Here is a 17,910-nt window from a genome sequence, read left to right as displayed (position 1 = left end):
TGGATATTCATTGCATCCCAAAATACATTCGCAGTGATAATGGATCAGAATTCGTGGCCAATCATTTGGCGTCAAAATGGCTTATATCATGCCTGACAATCCTTGAGAGAGCGGGTACTGTGAAAGCTCCAACGGAACGCCGCGTGATAATTTACTCAATGGCGAAATCTTCTATGGAGTGTGAGAAGCTCAAGCTATCGTAAACCTCTCAGGAATTTTGCTAAATATCAGTTGGCAAAATTTATCTTTTACCAGCAGCTAAAAGAAATCGAATTTCGTTTTAACTGCAGACGTGATAGTCTCTAATTTGTAAAACTCAAAGCACTACGTTTAAACCGTCGAAGGTTGCCTATTGAGGAAACAGCATGAGCCATTGCAAGCACAATTAATCCGATGGGTAAACAGCTAACAATTGGGCTACTAGTTCTGATTAGTCTCATCATGTTTGCTGGGGTTGGTCTTTATGCGTTTCGCCATTCCTTGCTGGAAGCGCTTATCAATGATCAGTTGCGCAAACAAGGCTTACCGCTTCAGTCCATTGCAGTTGAAGAATTTTCATTCAGTACGCTCCGATTGCACGATTTGGCAGCAGGTAATAACAAGGAGCTGCGTGTTGATAAAATTTTGGTGACCTGGGATTTACAGGATCTGCTCGCCGAAAAGCCGATCTCGGTTGAGATTAGCGGTCTTAAGGTGGTATTCGATCTGAATCGAGAACGCTCTCCTGTGAATTCTCTGCAACCCATGACCTCAGCATCTGGGACAGATATCAACATCGCTTGGTTACCTGTCTTTTCACTTAAGGATTCAACGATTCATCTGCATTCGACGGCGGGTGATGCAATGATTGCTTTGTCTGGCGACATTGCACAAAACCAGCCGGGTGCACGGGTGATACGCCTTAATACCATCACCACCGGTTCACTGGGTCAAGCCAAGGTCATGTTGACTGCGACTCTGGATGCACAAGGCAATGTACAGGGCAAACTCACCGTTGCAGATGGCATGCTGAACATCCCTGAAGCCAAAATTTCCAGCTTTACAGGCGAAACAGCTTTTACACTTGCTGCATTACAGTTACAGCATGCCCGGACAGAGTTCATGCTATCAGGTATCAAACTACAGGCAAAAGAATCAGAAAAACCAGTATCTGCGCCAGCTGATGAAAACCCGGCAGCATTGTCATTACGTGATGCGGCCATTCATCACATCGCCCTTAAAGGAGACATCCGTGGCCTACCAAATGCCTGGACTGGCGAACTCGACGTGGCCGTCGATGGTGGACAACTGGCTGCGGACTCGTTGAATATCCAGCAATTATCCATTGCCTTGCCGCTGCAAATTAATTCCAGCCAGGATATCTGGCGCATCGGATTGCGCAATCCGGGACAAGTGACATTGGGCAAGATTGAGTCTGACTATCCCCTACGCTTCCAAAATGCCCCTGGCCTTGCAATTTCTCAGGCAAATCTAGAGCTGGTAAAAAAACCACAAGGCTTCACTCTCAAACATGATATCGCAGTCGTACCCAGCAACCTTACATTGCATGCCGAACGCACCGGATCTCCAACCACTGAAATACAGGTTCGCCCAGGAAAAATAGCCTTAACTGGAGAATTCGATACCCACAAAGAATACCGGGGACAACTTGTCATCAATGACACAGCCTTGCATCTGCCACAGTCTCACTTGCAAGTGCAGAATATCTCAGCCATCGTACACGTGAACGATACCGAAATTGGCAATGCTGCCGATTTTGCCATCGGCCGGCTACAGCATCTGGCACCCGAGCCTCTATTTGCGACATTGTCAATTTCCGGCAACATTCGCAACAAAGCGGCCGATGGAAAACCGGCAGTTTATGCATTGGATGTTACAGGTGGTTTGCCAAGCTTACCTTATTTAAAAGTTACCGGCAGGCATGAACCAAGCAGTGGTAATGGCACGCTAAAGGCCGAGATTACGCCGTTAAAGTTTTCACCGCATAAACTGCAGCCCGGAGCGCTATCCCCGGCTCTGGCACAACTCGAAGATGTGAGTGGTCAAATCAGCGTCAGCACCCAATTCAAATGGTCTACGAAAGGTATGCGCACCAGTCGTGGCACGTTTGAACTGCACAACATGTCGTTTGCACGTGAAGCCGTAAAAGTGAACGATCTAAACGTGACGCTTAATTTAGATAATTTGTTAGCACTCAGCAGTCCACCCCGGCAAACGATCACCATCCGGCGGATTGATGCTGGCATTCCGCTGGAGAACTTGCTGATTTCCTACCGTATTATAGGCGCCGATTCTCCTCGCATCGCGCTTGAAAAAGCGCAATTTTCCATGATGGACGGTGTGGTGTCAGTGGTGCCCACTGTTATCGACCCTGCTGCTGCGCACTCCGATATGCTGATCCAGATAAACAACATTGATCTGGAGACTTTTTTTAACCTGATCAAGGTTGACGGGCTTGTAGGCAGTGGGCATCTGGACGGCCAGATTCCATTTACGCTGGAAAATAATCAAGTGACGATAACCAACGGCCATCTCGTAGCCAAGGCGCCGGGTACGTTGCACTTCAAATCCGAGAAGGCTTCGCAACTGTTAACCTCTGCCGGTGACGAAATGAATTTGTTGCTGCAAGCCATGGAAGATTTTCATTACACCGAACTGTCACTGAATCTGGATAAATCAGTGACGCATGATTTAGTAGTTAAATTTTCCATGCTGGGAAATAATCCCAAGATTAAAGACGGGCAAGCATTCCGTTTAAATATCAAGCTTGAAACGAATATTGATAAAATTCTGCAGGCGATCAATCAAGGGTACAGCTTATCCCATGAAATTCTGCGTAGCTCATTCAAGCTATATTAAGCTATGCTGCACTAAATTGCGGACATGGCGCAAAGAAAAGCCCATTATCGAATTTCCGGGAGGAACATGGTTCGGGAATCTATCAAAAAAGGAGTGCAATCATGCGCAACATGGATCGAATAACCAATAGAATAAGTATCAAAATAATACCGATTCTTTGCAGCTTAATAATCACTGCGTGCGCACCCACAGTGAAAGTCGAAGCACCGCAGGAACCGATCACGATTAACCTCAATATCAAGCTGGATGCAGATATTCGAGTAAAGCTTGAAGAAGAGGCTAAGAAAGATATAGCCGCCAATCCTAGTATCTTCTAAGACTTCATCAGATAAGGAGAACAAATATGCAACGTATTCAAAAGGTAACGACGACAAAGCCCTTGTTGGGAATGATAAATGCTATTGTGCTGGCACTATCGCTTTGCGGAACATCCGTATGGGCCGACAATCTGGAGAATTTGCGCGCATCCGGGGCAATTGGTGAGCGTTATGACGGCTATGTCGTGGCCAGAGAACCCGGTGCCCGGGCAGAAGCTGACGCGATTAACGCACAACGCAAAATAATCTACCAACAAAAGGCAGCTGCTCAGGGTGTCGCTATTGATCAAGTGGGAAAAGTATATGCAGAAGAAATATTCAAGAAAGTACCTGCAGGAACCTGGATTCAAGTCAATGGCAACTGGATAAAGAAATAGCGCATAACGGCAGTCAGTTACAGCTTTAACAGGCCTGTTAAGCGATACCATGATCGCGCATCAGGGCAATGGTTTCAGCGGTGTGTAAACCAGATATCCCCATACCATGCTGTCGCAACCAAACCGGTATTGTCAGTATCGGTCATAATTGCCACAGCATCGACATGCCCCGGTTCTTCACCAAACGCACGCCGGTAATCGACACGTACGTCCCGGCGTTCGCGCACCCACTGACCAGCCCGATCGGCGCCTGATTCAATTGCGATCATGTGCGCACGCTCGGTAAACGCATTGGGCCAACCACTACCGATCGGCTGGTTGTTCGACCATACATAATTGATGGCACGGGTGCGCCAGAACATCGCGCCGCCGGAAAATACCACGTAAACACGTGCAGGATAATCATCACCCTTACGAGTACGCTCATCATTGCCTGTCAATATACCGTCAACTTTCCACATCCAATTCAGAATGGGCGTTTTGTTGAGGTCGACGCTGACTTCACGATAACGCCCCGAAGCGGCGGCACTGCTGTCAGCGCGCAAAGCGATTTGTCCATTCGAGTTTTCCAGAAAATAGTGGGTTTCTCCAGCAAAAACCTTTGTCTGCCAACCATTCAGATCGCCTCGTGAAAAGCGAGCGATATCGATGTGCTCACCTTGCGCCCAGGCGATTACCGGCAGACAGAGTACTATCCCAAAGAAGCATTTTCTCATTCTTTATGGTGTCCTCTCAAATAGCGACTCGATAAGAAAAGCATCATCAAAATGTCGGCGCCCGACAAAAGCCGTGGCATGGCGTCCCCATTGGCGCATTGCGCCGGGCGAGCGGACACCCATTGGCCACAACAGAAAACGCTCTGATCGTTCCGTTCCGGCGATCAGTCCATGAAGACCGAATACGCTGCGATATCCGCCATCATAGGGCAGGGAACGCAATTCATTATAATCTTCCCACAGCATCGGCAGATCTGTTCGTATCGCCGATGCTTGACTATCCGGCGCGTTGTCATGATAAATCCTCTGAATGAAGTGAGTATGGTGTGCAATGCGTAGCACCACTGGCTGTTGTTCTGGCGCCGGTTGCGGTAGTAGCGGTGATTCAAAATAGGTAGAAGGAAGATCCTTACGCAAGCGCAGCTGATGACTCAGAAAAAATTGATGGTAACAGCCACAGTTATGAATAGTATCGTAAAGCCACGGTTCACCATCCGGTCCTAAAGTCACGCGCCAATTGATGCCATCGAGCTGGCCGGCATAAATATCATTCCCCGATCGTGCTGGAAACCAGACGATGTAATTCAGTTGCAGTAACACCTGATTATCAAAGCGCGTGTGTGAAATCTTGCGATACACAGTGGAATGATCGGTATCAACGACCGGTCCATTCTCCCAGTGTATTCTGCCGATCCGATCATTCTCGTCCACAACATCGATTTCCCATAGGGGTGCAAACGTATCGAAAAGCTGATCCAACTCGACATTGGTTGGCAATGGCATTCCGAGCGGATCAAGCGAACGTTGCAAAATCTCACTAATCGCTTGCCTATCCAGCAGTTTACCTGCTAGTGCGGCATTTGCGCTGGTACCGGACATCGGCACCCAGCGCACCAACTCACCTGTAACCGGCAGCGCTGCCAGCGGTGTGGCGAAGGTATCATGCGTTCTGCTATGCCATGCAGATATTTCGGTAGCAACAAAAGGAGCAGTGATTGGATAAAGACCCAATATCTGCCACCAGGTAACATAATCATCCGGGATATGGATAACATTGCGCAACTGGGTGCGGAGCGCCGTGCCTGGTTTCATAAGATCAACCATGATCAATAGATCGCGGCAACTGTTAAGTTGATCAAGCACAGCATCTTTTTGTCGCCCTATGATTATGAAAGGTAAATTGCGCAATTCGTCTGCGCGTGCCTGAGCATCCAGATCAGCCATGTGGCCAACCCATGCTTTCCAGTGTGGCAAATCATCGTTTAATTCATGACGGAATGAAGCCAGCAAGCGTGTCGTGCGAAGGTAGGGAAAGCCTTGCACCTGTGACGCACCATAATCGCGCACGCCCGCATTGTCGATCGCAATATCAACTTCTTCATATAGGGCACGACAGGTTTTCGAGGTGATATCTGTCGGTGCCGCTATTCTTGTTTCTATGGTAATGCAGGCTGTCAGGAGTAGCATGCTGGTAATGAGGATGATTTTTATCATAACCGTCATCATGCATTTTAAATGATCGGAATTATCCATATGGTTTTCCTATTGAGGTTACTGCCCGTTGTTTCTATAACCCATGGATGTTGAAGAAAAACATGCACAGCACCCAATTAAAACGTAATCTTGGCACTGGAATCAAAAAGCTTTCATTACCGGAAAGAATACGTTAAGCTTTTTTAAGTATGTCATGTAAATTTAATAATTAACAACCAAGTGAAGTCGATCTCAGCGCAAATTAATAGTGGCCAATCGGATTTGCGTGCCGGATGCGTGCTTTTCACAACACGGAGAAAAAGAAAATGTCATTCCACATCTTCCATATCAATGAAGTATATTCCAATGCTGATGGCAGTATTCAGTTCATAGAGTTTGTTGGTGATAGCGATCATGAAAGTTCTTGGGCCGGGCACTCGATAGTTTCCACTAATGGCGTTGATAAGAATACCTATCTTATTCCAACTGATCTTCCCAATCAGGCGACTGACGGCAAGTCGGTGCTGGTCGCGACGCAGGGGTTCGCTGACTTGGGAATTGTCGCGCCCGATTACATCATTCCCAATGGATTTCTGTTTATCACCAACGGCTCCGTAACTTTCCCCGATATGAATGGAGGCCAAATCAGTTATTCGGCATTACCAACTGATGGAACGCTATCGCTCAATCGTGATGGCTCAACCGGAACCAATACCCCCACAGACTTTGCTGGCAACACCGGAACTGTACAGTTACCGAGCAATATAATCTCGGGAACAAATGGTCCGGATGCCCTCACAGGTACGGTCAATGATGACGTTATCCAAGCCGCTGGCGGCCAGGATACATTGAATGGTGAAGCGGGCGATGACACATTAGACGGCGGCTTAGGTGTTGATACTGCTTTCTACAACAATGATTATACAAGCTACTCAACGCTTGCAATAGGCGCCGATTTTATCGTTTCCGGATCGCCGGATGATACCGATACCCTTTCCAACATCGAGCGTCTGCAGTTTACAGACAAACGTGTCGCGATCGATCTTGATATCGGGCAAGCGGCCGGCAACAGCATCCGGATCATCGGCGCAGCGTTCGGCGCACCGACTATCCAGGAGCACCCGGACTATGTCGGCGTCGGGTTAAGTTTGTTTGATGCGGGTCAAAGTATGACCGACGTATCGCAACTTGCGGTTGACGCGATGGGCAATCTTTCTAATGATGCTTTTGTCGATACAGTGTACCAAAATGTGATCGGTACCCCTCCCCCAACTACCGACCATGATTATTATGTCGGATTGCTGGAGAGTGGGTCATTTACCCAGGCACAGTTGTTGGAAATTGCGGCCAACACTGAAATCAATGCGACGAGTATAGATCTGATAGGGTTTCAGCAGAGTGGTGTGGAGTTTGTGCAATGATTCCGTCAATTTACATTACATATCACAGAACTTAGTTATTTTAATTTAATTTCTTTGAGTTCAATACCTCGTTTTGGAGATACCCTGCTTGGGCAGACAGTTTTTAGGTGATGAAGATACTCCGCATGTTCTCTCAATCTGCTGATTTTCAATCAGCGCTTCTCTACCGGAATTAACCCCGCGCACCATACTGATCATACCATCAGTCTGTATTGGTTTCTGTCGGCTTGCACGGGGTCTGCGCGTGCTCCTGCGAGTCATGACTCCAAGCCAGCTTGCGGTAGTCGAAGCCGTTTTTAATGGCTGGCTTGATGATATCGAAGTAGGGCGATATATCGAAATCGCGTGGTGTATACAAGCTAACATTACGGATATGGTAGAGTTCCGCATAACAATCCGCATGCATCGGATTATCTGACCAGGTGCGCTGAATCTCGGGCAATATCGGATAAGATATCGACTGGAATGCCTGTGCGATCAGTGTAGAGCAGATTGCCCGAGTCGGGTCTCCGCTACCGAGCGCCAGCAAACGTCGGCGGAATCTCGTTGGAATAGGTGCAGTGGGCAGGAGATACCGTACCAGATCGAAAATGTGTTTGAGATCATACTGATGACCTATGCGTGCAATGGCATAATCCACCACCCGCTTACGATCTTCATCGCTCAAACCCACCGGACGGCAAATGCGAGTGTGCATTTGCGCATAGTGTGCCAGTGTCACCGCACGCACGCCTTCCTTCAGATCTGCTTCAACCAGCACTTGAGGTAACTGCCACGGTGTACTGGAAGGTAATGCATCGCCAACATACAACGCTGCATGCGACCAGGTTGATTGTGTGAGATATTTGATGGCGACACTGACACGCGTATTTCCTTCAACCAGAAGAACATCTGCAGGTTGCAAATTCGTCAAGAGTTGTTCTTGGCTGATCGTTGCAACCTGCGTACTTTGCCGCACCTGTTTGGTGAGAAACTTTGCCAGTCCACGACCTACCAGCTCAGTTACCGATCCCATAAATTCTTCCTTACATCTGGACAAATTGGCATGAATATAAAAATAGCGATGAGTACATGGTCGGCGTCTTTCAAATTTCTGGCGATACAGCGGTTATGAACGCATCCGCTATCGAAATCCAACTCCAACCAAAAAAGAATAAACAAGGTAATGATTGGATAACGCTGTTGATCAGCTGCAAAAACATTTCGCTTCAGCACTGCATTTATTCTTCAGTATTTTTTCGTTCCAGGTTTTTGATTTTCTCAAAGATCGCTTCTCTTTCGCTTTCCAATTCCCGGTAGCGCGTATAAAGACGATCCAGATCTGTAGTGTACTGCTCCATTCGATCATTCTTTTCCTGTTTGCGTTTCATGAGATCTTCATAGCTTGGAATAGGTACACTTTCCCCTGTCAGGTTCGGCGGTGGCGTAGCGGGCTCCAGCATTTCATTCCGGCGCAATTCCTGAGTCATCAGAAACTGTTGATACGTAGCTTGTGATTCTTGCGAAATACGCGCCATGTTTTTTTCCAGTTGACTGATTTCTGCATCTTTAGTTACAGCCGGTTCGGATAAAGACTCAGCCAAAACAGCCATTGAAACAATGAATAGTAGCAATATAATTAAATAGCGCATGATGTTGGTTGGGTTTATTGGGAAATAGTAACCATACGCACCTGTATACGCTTGTCAAGTGCATAGGCAATGACAAACAACTGTCAGATGCGGATTAACAGCCTGTTAAAGTCGTTCAAATACCGCTGCAATACCCTGGCCGCCGCCGATACACATGGTTACCAGCGCATAACGCCCGCCGCAGCGGTGCAGTTCGTAAATGGCCTTGATCGTTAGAATGCTACCGGTTGCACCAATCGGATGGCCTAATGCAACAGCACCGCCGTTAGGATTAGTTTTTTCCGGATCAAAATGCAATTCTTTAGCAACCGCACAGGCTTGCACGGCAAAAGCTTCATTGGATTCGATAACATCCAAATCCGTCACCTTAAGGTTTGCACGTTGTAACGCATGATGTACAGCGGGTATGGGCCCGATACCCATCAGTTTTGGATCAACACCGGCATGGCCATAGGAAACCAATCGTGCCAGCGGCTTCAGGCTACGCCTCTCCGCCACCTGACTTTCCATCAACACCAATGCAGCAGCACTATCATTGATGCCAGAAGCGTTGCCTGCGGTAACAGTCCCATTTTTCTGAAAAACCGGTCGTAATTTGGCCAGACTTTCCGCACTGGTGCTTGCACGAGGATGTTCATCGGTATCAAAAATAATTGTCTCTTTACCGGTAGTTATCTCGATAGGCAATATTTGCGTTTTAAAGTAGCCATTTTTGATCGCATTCAACGCACGACGGTGACTTTCTGCCGCAAACCCATCCTGTTCTTCGCGACTGATCTGCCATTTGGCGGCAATATTTTCAGCGGTGATTCCCATGTGGACATGATCAAACGGATCGGTTAATGCACCAACCATCATATCCACGGCACCGCCGTCATTCATGCGTTGTCCCCAGCGCAGTGCCGGTAACAAATAGCCACCACGGCTCATGGATTCCGCACCGCCCGCTACCGCCACATCGGTATCGTTAAGTAAGATATTCTGACTGGCCGAAATAATGGCCTGCAAACCGCTGCCACACAAACGGTTAACGGTCAATGCTGAAGCATGTTGCGGCAACCCGCCATTGATACAGGCAACACGTGCAAAGTACATATCGCGTGCTTCGCCATGTATGACATTGCCAAAAACCACATGCCCCACATCATGAGAGTCAATGTTGGCACGCAATACCGCTTCACGAACGACTTTTGCCGCCAAATCCGCTGGCGCATACTGTTTAAGCGCGCCGCCGTAATCGCCAATCGCTGTGCGTACACCACTTAAAATGACAACATCCCTCATGTTTGCTCCTTTATTGATAGGTATGGAGGTCTCCATGCAAGACAAATCAATCATTTCTGCACATCATATTCCACCAATATTTCTTCCAGCGCGATGGTCACCTGCAGGGATTCGTGCTGGAATTTAGCCAGTAGCTTAGCAGCCTCATCGACTTGATTGTTGTCTCCAAAATCTTCCAATTTCTGGCAAATATCAGTAAGAGTTTCTGCGCCAATGTTAGCGTTACTGGATTTAAAAGTATGCGCGGCTCTTCTCAGCAGATGGCTATCTTTGGTGTGTATGGCGTTTTCAATTTGGGATAAAAACGCTGGAGCAGATTTCAGATAAATTGCGATAAGCTTTTTTAAAACACTAACCCCATTGATGGGGTTCAGTTGGCGCAATACATTCAGTTGATTCAAATTGAGAACTGGATTGCTCATTGCGGTACTTTCATTTCAGAATAGTGAAGGTTAGGGACGTGTGTCTGAGGTATCCCCAAGCCGATGCGTCATTACGCTCAGTGTGCTTGTAAAACAAATTATATTACATCCAAAATGAGTCATACCAGTTTCCATTGAGTCGTCGAATCGATCAATCGCAACAAAATCGTTCATGAATTACTTAGCCGTCACAACACCCAATCGTTCTTTGAGTGTTGGAGAATTTTGCCCGTGATTCAAAACCTTGGCATAGTACATGGAATTTTTTAAAACCTTTTTGACATAGTCCCGGGTTTCATTAAAGGGAATCGTTTCAGCATAAATAGCCCCTTCCAATGGTACCGTGTTGTCACGCCAGCGTTTGGCTCGCCCCGGTCCGGCATTATAGGCGGCTGAAGCCAGCAATGGTTGATTATCCAATGTACTGAGCACATGCTTGAGATAATAAGTGCCTAGGCGTAAATTGGTATTCACATCAATCACAAGATGCTGGCGGAAATTCTGCATGCCCAGTTGCTTGGCAACCCATTCCGCCGTCGTCGGCATCAGTTGCATCAAACCGGTCGCACCCGCGTGTGATTTGATGTCTGCGATAAAACGGCTCTCTTGCCGGATCAGGCCGTACACCCAAGCTTCATCCAAGGCATGTTGTTGCGATACCTTTTTCAGAGTCTCGCGGTGCGGCGACAAAAAACGCAGATTAAAATCATGCTGCGACACCGTTCTGTTTGCCGTGTTTATCGCACGGTCATACAGCCCATGACGGCGGGCAACTTCTGCTGCGGCCAGCAACTCTGCATCGCTGAAATTCCGGATTGTCCAACTCCATTCACGTAACGCTTCTGTGCGCAAATTCATGCGAGAAAAAGCCAATGCGCGCTGTACCCCGAGGTTTTTCTCCATCGCAGATACTTCACTATTGCTCGCACGATAAGCCTTATCCACGATGCTGAGTATTGTTCCGAGTTCCTCTTTGGCTAACTGCCCATAAAAACTGTGCTCATTACTCAACGGAATAAAAATGTTATTCGCATCCAGTACATAACCGTTTGCTTTTAATGCACGCGCTTTCCAATAACGCCAGGTATCTACTTGTTGCTCGGTTAGTGACATCCGATCGATAGTCTGCAGCACCTCGCCCCAATTGGCAGCACGCAATGCCGCACGTACCTGCCAGGCAAGTATGGTGTCCGACGAAGGGTATGGCTGCGTGGTATTTTGCGCTTCCCTGAACCAGCCCAATGCACGCGAATCATGCCGCATGGCTGCACGGTGACCTAATCGTGCTAGAAAATACGAACGATCCAATGCAGTCAGCTGCCCTTTTATTTTGAGCCACTGTGCATAGGCTTGATCGGTATCGTTACGCAACAAACGCAACAGTGCAAACAAGGCAATTTCGCGGTCACTGCGCGTCTTGAAGGTATTTTTCTGTGCTTCCAGGTAACGCAGCGGATTCTTGGCGGCGTTATTCAAATCGCCGGTGTTCAGTGCTTCGTTTCCGGAAATATAGCGGTTGACATGGATCGCCACGCCGGTTTGATTTTCTTCCAATGCCAACCGGATGCGCATCCAGATATCTTCCCGCGAAATTTGTCCACTATAAATTAACGTTTGAAAAACGGGCGTGCAACTATCCGGCAAGCTGCTGGGAGTCAACCACAATGACCGCGTATCCGCCCACACTGTGTTATCGTTGGTCTCAAGACGACGCTGATGGTAATAGCACATCAATTCGGTATCTTTATTAACCAGTAATGGATATTCGGCTTCAAACAGTTGCCATTGCTGATTTTTACCCAACATCTTGAGCCAATCGCCGCGTAATCGATCCGCAACCAATCGGCCTTCATGACGCGTAAGAAAACTTCTGATCACTGCGATGTCAGTCGTTCGCAACTCCATGCGCAACTGAAAGTATTCCGCATACGGCCATAGCACATGGCGATTCAGTCGTTTGGCATACTCATCCAAACGTTTGACGTTACCAGTCTGAAATGCCTCCCGGGCGGCAATAAAGTCACTATCCTGACTGGCTGGTAGCGTTCCAACGTAGGCTAGAAGGATTAATCCCAGAAGGTAATTTCTCATAGCTATCGACAGTGCAAACTCAAAGGGTAAATAAGAACGTACTACAAAAGAAAAAAAACAGCATCTTACAATCGATCTGAGCTCTTACAGCATTGCTGCGAACAGCCTATGTCTACCACATACAAATTCAAATGCCGGTAAAATACGCCCAATCAAACCGGCCATAACAATCAAATAACACCCTGCCCCAGCATCGCATCGGCCACTTTGACAAAACCGGCGATATTCGCGCCGTTCACATAGTTTACGCTGCCATCAGGATTTGTACCGTATTTCAGACAGGATTTGTGAATGGCTTGCATAATTTCCTGCAGGCGCGCATCAACCTCTTCTCGCGTCCAGGACATACGCATCGCATTCTGACTCATTTCCAGACCTGAAGTGGCAACACCACCGGCATTACTGGCTTTACCCGGCGCATACAACACCTTGTTATGTATGAAGCATTCAATCGCTTCGGCCGTCGACGGCATATTTGCGCCTTCGGCAACACAAATAACGCCATTCTTAACCAAGGTTTGCGCATCAGCGCCGGTGATTTCATTTTGTGTCGCGCACGGCAATGCCACTTGTACCGGTACATGCCAGGGTTTTTCGCCTGGCAGGAAAGTGACATCGACACGTTTGGCATATTCATCCAAGCGCGCATACAAGTGATTTTTCACTTCGGCCAAGATCGCCAGTTTCTCGAGAGTAAAGCCATTCTCGTCCACGATTGTACCGCTGGAATCGGATACGGTAATCACTTTGGCACCCTGTGCCATGGCTTTTTCCACGGCAAATTGCGCCACATTACCCGAACCGGAAACAGAAACTCGCATGCCTTCCAAATAGCGTCCTGCATGCCGCAATACTTCCTGAGCAAAATAGACCGTACCGTACCCGGTTGCTTCCGGGCGTATCAGTGACCCGCCAAAACTCAGTCCTTTTCCGGTAAACACACAGTCAGCGCGATTGGACAATTTTTTCATCATCCCCGCCATGAATCCGACTTCACGGCCACCGACACCAATGTCGCCGGCAGGCACGTCGGTATTCGAACCGATGTGACGGAATAATTCGCTCATAAAGGCCTGACAGAAGCGCATGATCTCGCCCGGACTTTTGCCTTTCGGATCAAAATCGGAACCACCCTTACCGCCACCCATCGGCAACGTCGTCAAAGCATTCTTGAAAGTCTGCTCGAACGCCAGAAATTTAAGAATAGACAGATTCACCGAAGGATGAAAGCGGACACCGCCTTTATAAGGGCCGATGGAAGAGCTGTGCTGTATGCGATAGCCACGATTGACTTTGACTTCGCCATGATCATCGACCCAGGACACGCGAAATATAATCACTCGCTCCGGTTCGACCAATCGATCTAACAGGCCATGTTCCGCATAACGAGGATGCTCCATAATGAAAGGCCACAAGCTCTCCACGACTTCAGTAACCGCTTGCATGTATTCTGGTTGATTAGGATTACGCTCAGTCACATACGCGCTGAACTCCTGAAGACTCTTATATTTCATTTTCAATTTCCCCGGTTGATGAAAGGTTATTCTCAAATATCCCAATTCTGCCAAATTAATTCATAGGCTGCACTGTATTTTTGTTAAAAGATAGGATTACTACAAAAAAGTTTCCAAACTTCGTCCGTAGCTCATTGTAATGCTTAACGATGTCAGTCGGCATGAAAAACTTTTTCCAATGGCCTGCCAGGCAAACCACACTTTAAAGACACAATTTTTTAATTAATTATCTTCAGCTTGATTTATTGCCAGATCGCCTACTTTTACGATGGACGGCACCCTATTCTTTGGTAACCATGCCCGTTGTAAACCACAACCAGAACCTAAAGAAATGGCTTATGCTAGGTGAAAGATCAAGCGCACGATGCGCTTGATGGCAATGAAGAAAAATCGTAACGGAAGCGGTACTGATATAAGTAAGTATCAGAACGACTATCCCATATCCCCGCCACGGTAAATCAGCAATGCCTAAAAATTAGTTCTTACTAGATGATTCGTAGAAGGAAAAATTATGGCTATTACACTTAATCACACCATTGTGCCTTGCTTTGATAATGTTGAATCTGCAAAATTTTATTGCAGATTATTTGGGTTTCAATATATCGGCGAGTTTTCACGTTTTATCGTAGTACGTGTAAATGACACGTTATGTCTGGACTTTGACAATAGAGACAGGCTTGAATCGAATCACTATGCATTCAAGGTTTCCGAGCAGGAATTTGATGAAATATTCGAACGCTTACGAACCGAGACTATTAAATATGGCAGCGGTCCCGGTGAAGCTGACAATATGACTATCAATCATAACTATGGCGGACGTGGTGTTTATTTTCGTGACCCGAATGGGCACTTGCTGGAGTTACTGACAGTCGATTATGTGATCCCCGCCCATTAACCATAATCAGCATTTAACAAGCTGTCTCAGAAACGTTTTTCAACGGCCTGCCACGACGGTCGCCTCAAACGAGGCGATGACGAAATTTCATAGTGGTGCAACGCTCCCATGCCCCTATTGGCGATTACGTACCTTGATGAGATTTAACCCAGCGCATTGTTGATATTTTCTAGAACACAGTTATATGTACGGTTACGTACAGATCGACGTAAAGATTAGGAGGATTATTAAAGTCCTAAGTTTATTCCTAGGAAATCCCAGGAGCTTGAAATTCCATGGGATGAAAATGACCTTTGTCATGATTCAAGCTAAAAAACCTCAATGTAGCAACAAACATGAAAGAAAATTATTAACTAGCGTTGACAGGATCGTCCAATAACGGAATAAGTTTTGGAAACCGCTTCACTGTACTAAACAACCGAATATTTTTTATTCGATCGTCATTGATTCTTAAAAAAATAAGGAGAAAACACATGATTAGCTGGGCAGTTACATTTCTGATCATCGCTATTATTGCGGGTGTTCTAGGTTTTTCAGGTATTGCGGGTACGGCAACCCAAATAGCCTGGATAGCGTTTGTGATCGGTATTATTATGGCCATATTTTTCTTTCTAACGGGAAGGCGGCCTCCTCCATCTTGAGATAGAAATTTATGCACCCTCACAAGAATTTTATTTTTTTATTAGACCCCACATTAACCTTACTGATTGCTTAAATTTCTATTACCCAATGTCTGCATGTAACACTTTGAGTGGCGTGGGGAAGGATGCTCAGAAGGGCGGCAAAGCAATTAAGCAATCAGCAAACTAGTTATGGAGGAAAACGGTGATCAGCGGCGCGCTGCCAACATGAGCGCCGCTAACGCCGTTGCCATTGAGCGTGCTCCGGGGGTTGGGTTGACTAAGGAGAATTAATCATGGGCATTGAAGTTGGCGGTATTTCTGGTCTTATTTTGTTAGTCCTGAATGTATGGGCGATTATAAAGGTTTCCCAAAGTTCAGCAGCCACAGGACACAAGGTATTGTGGATAGTACTCATTTTGATTCTGCCTTTAGTCGGTCTGATCCTATGGTTTTTTTTGGGACCTAAAGGGAATAGTTGAGGATTACTGATAAGCCTCGTCAGAGGCTGTTGAAAAATTATCTGCGTTGCCGCTGACTAGAAATCACGCAGAATTGATTCTACCCTTTGCTCTATTAGATAATTTGATATTAATTAATTAATTATTTATATCCAAGTACGCGACAGAAACTTACTGTTATGGGTAGTTAGTTGTTTCATAACAAATCAAAAGATGAAATTCACATGAACAGAGCTCAACTTGACGAAACGAAAGATAAATTAAGCCGACTTGCTTGGCTAATGGATAGCTCTTTTCGTATTCCAGGCACACAAATACGTTTTGGTTTTGATGGCCTGATCGGATTGATCCCGGGAATAGGCGATGCTTTAGGCGCAATAATCTCAAGCCACATTCTGACACAAGCAGCTCATATGGGAGCACCAAACTCGATTCTTCTGAAAATGGCTTTTAATATTGGATTTGATGCAATCCTGGGCATACTTCCGGTTTTAGGAGACGTCTCCGATTTCGTCTGGAAAGCCAATCAACGCAATGTAAAATTGCTAAATGACTATCTCGAACAGCCAGAAAGAACTGTAACGCATAGTCGTGTTTTTGTTGGGATTTTAGGCTTCTCAGCATTTGGCGTAGTGGTCTTGATTGGTATGCTGGGCTTTCTGCTGATGCGTTGGCTTTGGCTGTCAGTCCAAGGAAGCTGAATTTACAAAATCATGGCGCCACCTCTTGGCTTATCTCAGTCAATCACCTAAATATCATCTTGCCAGCTAGATGTTGCGTAATCAATGAGCATCTTGAGTGTGTTTGACTATACATGAGGGTTTACGTATATTGAATCCAGCAGAAAAGTGTTTATTTTTTCAGGCGACAGCAAGGAGTATTTATGAACACTTGGGATAATGGGTTTAGGGGCAAACCGGGGCAGGGCATGTCGCACACCCTGAGTTTCGGGGGTGCAGCCAGTTTTTTTCGCGTGCCTTATCAGACAGATATGACAGGGGTTGATGTGGCTGTAACCGGTGTGCCGTTGGATATTGCCACCACTAACCGACCCGGCGCACGATTGGGACCTCGCGCCATTCGTAATGCGTCGCTATCGCTGGCATGGGAACGTCCATGGCCTTGGCATACGGATCCGATGGCTGCGTTACGCGTGATTGATTACGGTGATTGCGAACCTGCTGACGGAGATTTGTTGAGCGTGTCGCATATCGAGAAGCATATCGCCAGTATTGTGGATGCTGGTGCAGCAGCTCTGGTGCTCGGCGGAGATCATTTTATCGCTTACCCCAGTTTACGAGCACACGCCGCCGCGTATGGCCCACTTAGTTTGATTCACTTTGATGCCCATACCGATACCTGGCCTTCCTCTGGCAATGGTATCAATCACGGCACCATGTTTTACCAGGCAGCGCTGGAAAAGATTGTCAACCCTGCAACCTCCACCCAAATCGGCATTCGCACCACCAATGACGACACGCTGGGCTTTCATATTGTTTCCGCCGCAGATGCGCATCAGATACCTGGTCGCGACATCGCCAAACAAATACGCGAGCGGGTGGGAAATTCTCCGGTTTACATCACCTTTGACATCGATTGTCTGGATCCGGCTTTTGCACCAGGCACCGGCACGCCGGTTCCAGGGGGATTATCAACCTTTCAGGCGTTGAACATTATTCGTGAACTCAAGGGCATCAATCTGGTGGGTATGGATGTTGTCGAAGTGGCCCCCGCTTATGATCATGCGGAAATTACTGCACTGGCGGCCGCGCAGATCGCTATTGAGTTGTTATGCCTGTACGCTGAAAATCACCAACAGCGACGTTGAG

General features: G+C 47.0%; 17 protein-coding genes and 2 pseudogenes. 10 read left to right on the top strand and 9 right to left on the bottom strand.

All coding sequences use genetic code 11. The annotated features are described in order from the left end of the window. Window positions 1-17: 17 nt before the first annotated feature. From C8R34_RS17345 to C8R34_RS05475, 4 genes and pseudogenes are all read left to right on the top strand, one after another. A pseudogene (locus C8R34_RS17345) lies at window positions 18-181 on the top strand (integrase core domain-containing protein); the annotation flags it as partial. 212 nt (window positions 182-393) lie between these two features. Beyond that, window positions 394-2,859, top strand: a complete 2,466-nt coding sequence (locus C8R34_RS05485) for a YdbH domain-containing protein (RefSeq protein WP_110338612.1) — start codon at window positions 394-396, stop codon at window positions 2,857-2,859. A 101-nt stretch (window positions 2,860-2,960) separates the two neighbouring features. Further along, window positions 2,961-3,176 (top strand): YnbE family lipoprotein, encoded by a 216-nt coding sequence (locus C8R34_RS05480; protein ID WP_110338610.1) that lies wholly within the window; start codon window positions 2,961-2,963, stop codon window positions 3,174-3,176. A 26-nt stretch (window positions 3,177-3,202) separates the two neighbouring features. Continuing rightward, window positions 3,203-3,553, top strand: coding sequence for a YdbL family protein (locus tag C8R34_RS05475; RefSeq protein WP_110338608.1), 351 nt, complete (start codon window positions 3,203-3,205; stop codon window positions 3,551-3,553). Between the two features lie 74 nt (window positions 3,554-3,627). Here the strand turns inward: C8R34_RS05475 and C8R34_RS05470 are convergent, their stop codons facing one another. Together C8R34_RS05470 and C8R34_RS05465 are read right to left on the bottom strand one after the other, a co-directional pair. Continuing rightward, window positions 3,628-4,269 (bottom strand): DUF3047 domain-containing protein, encoded by a 642-nt coding sequence (locus C8R34_RS05470; RefSeq protein ID WP_110338606.1) that lies wholly within the window; start codon window positions 4,267-4,269, stop codon window positions 3,628-3,630. 3 nt (window positions 4,270-4,272) lie between these two features. Next, window positions 4,273-5,802, bottom strand: coding sequence for a hypothetical protein (locus C8R34_RS05465; RefSeq protein WP_110338604.1), 1,530 nt, complete (start codon window positions 5,800-5,802; stop codon window positions 4,273-4,275). A 266-nt stretch (window positions 5,803-6,068) separates the two neighbouring features. Between C8R34_RS05465 and C8R34_RS05460 the strand changes: the two genes are divergently transcribed. Then, a complete protein-coding gene (locus C8R34_RS05460; RefSeq protein ID WP_110338602.1) occupies window positions 6,069-7,163 on the top strand; it encodes a DUF4214 domain-containing protein in 1,095 nt (364 codons plus the stop codon). Window positions 7,164-7,365: 202 nt separating this feature from the next. On the opposite strand, the gene C8R34_RS05455 is transcribed toward C8R34_RS05460, so the two are convergent. From C8R34_RS05455 to C8R34_RS16890, 7 genes and pseudogenes are all read right to left on the bottom strand, one after another. Next, a complete protein-coding gene (locus tag C8R34_RS05455; RefSeq protein ID WP_110338600.1) occupies window positions 7,366-8,178 on the bottom strand; it encodes a YiiX/YebB-like N1pC/P60 family cysteine hydrolase in 813 nt (270 codons plus the stop codon). Between the two features lie 205 nt (window positions 8,179-8,383). Next, window positions 8,384-8,794, bottom strand: a complete 411-nt coding sequence (locus C8R34_RS05450) for a hypothetical protein (protein WP_110338598.1) — start codon at window positions 8,792-8,794, stop codon at window positions 8,384-8,386. 105 nt (window positions 8,795-8,899) lie between these two features. Continuing rightward, entirely contained in the window at window positions 8,900-10,078 is a 1,179-nt protein-coding gene (locus C8R34_RS05445) for an acetyl-CoA C-acyltransferase family protein (RefSeq protein WP_110338709.1), read from the bottom strand. A gap of 50 nt (window positions 10,079-10,128) precedes the next feature. Further along, window positions 10,129-10,500: an Hpt domain-containing protein gene (locus C8R34_RS05440; protein WP_110338596.1), complete on the bottom strand. Its 372-nt coding sequence runs from the start codon at window positions 10,498-10,500 to the stop codon at window positions 10,129-10,131. Between the two features lie 177 nt (window positions 10,501-10,677). Next, complete coding sequence (locus C8R34_RS05435) at window positions 10,678-12,591, bottom strand: lytic transglycosylase domain-containing protein (protein WP_110338594.1); 1,914 nt, start codon at window positions 12,589-12,591, stop codon at window positions 10,678-10,680. A 170-nt stretch (window positions 12,592-12,761) separates the two neighbouring features. Next, window positions 12,762-14,105 (bottom strand): NADP-specific glutamate dehydrogenase, encoded by a 1,344-nt coding sequence (gene gdhA / locus C8R34_RS05430; protein ID WP_110338592.1) that lies wholly within the window; start codon window positions 14,103-14,105, stop codon window positions 12,762-12,764. A 283-nt stretch (window positions 14,106-14,388) separates the two neighbouring features. Next, window positions 14,389-14,571, bottom strand: a pseudogene (locus tag C8R34_RS16890) (acyl-CoA desaturase); the annotation flags it as partial. A gap of 45 nt (window positions 14,572-14,616) precedes the next feature. On the opposite strand from C8R34_RS16890, the gene C8R34_RS05420 reads away from it, so the two are divergent. The 5 genes from C8R34_RS05420 to speB all read left to right on the top strand — a co-directional run bounded on the left by C8R34_RS05420 (window position 14,617) and on the right by speB (window position 17,909). Further along, the gene (locus tag C8R34_RS05420) at window positions 14,617-15,000 is read left to right on the top strand and encodes a VOC family protein (protein ID WP_110338590.1); all 384 of its coding nucleotides are present in this window, start codon (window positions 14,617-14,619) and stop codon (window positions 14,998-15,000) included. Window positions 15,001-15,473: 473 nt separating this feature from the next. Beyond that, entirely contained in the window at window positions 15,474-15,641 is a 168-nt protein-coding gene (locus C8R34_RS05410; RefSeq protein WP_110338586.1) for a DUF1328 domain-containing protein, read from the top strand. A 275-nt stretch (window positions 15,642-15,916) separates the two neighbouring features. After that, window positions 15,917-16,102 (top strand): PLDc N-terminal domain-containing protein, encoded by a 186-nt coding sequence (locus C8R34_RS05400; protein ID WP_110338582.1) that lies wholly within the window; start codon window positions 15,917-15,919, stop codon window positions 16,100-16,102. A 170-nt stretch (window positions 16,103-16,272) separates the two neighbouring features. Then, the gene (locus tag C8R34_RS05395) at window positions 16,273-16,782 is read left to right on the top strand and encodes a DUF4112 domain-containing protein (RefSeq protein ID WP_258364369.1); all 510 of its coding nucleotides are present in this window, start codon (window positions 16,273-16,275) and stop codon (window positions 16,780-16,782) included. Window positions 16,783-16,964: 182 nt separating this feature from the next. Further along, window positions 16,965-17,909, top strand: a complete 945-nt coding sequence (speB, locus tag C8R34_RS05390) for an agmatinase (protein WP_110338578.1) — start codon at window positions 16,965-16,967, stop codon at window positions 17,907-17,909. The last annotated feature ends 1 nt before the right edge of the window (window position 17,910 follow it).

This window comes from Nitrosomonas sp. Nm84, assembly GCF_003201565.1.
GTDB lineage: Bacteria > Pseudomonadota > Gammaproteobacteria > Burkholderiales > Nitrosomonadaceae > Nitrosomonas.
This window is presented reverse-complemented; position numbering and strand designations above follow the sequence as displayed.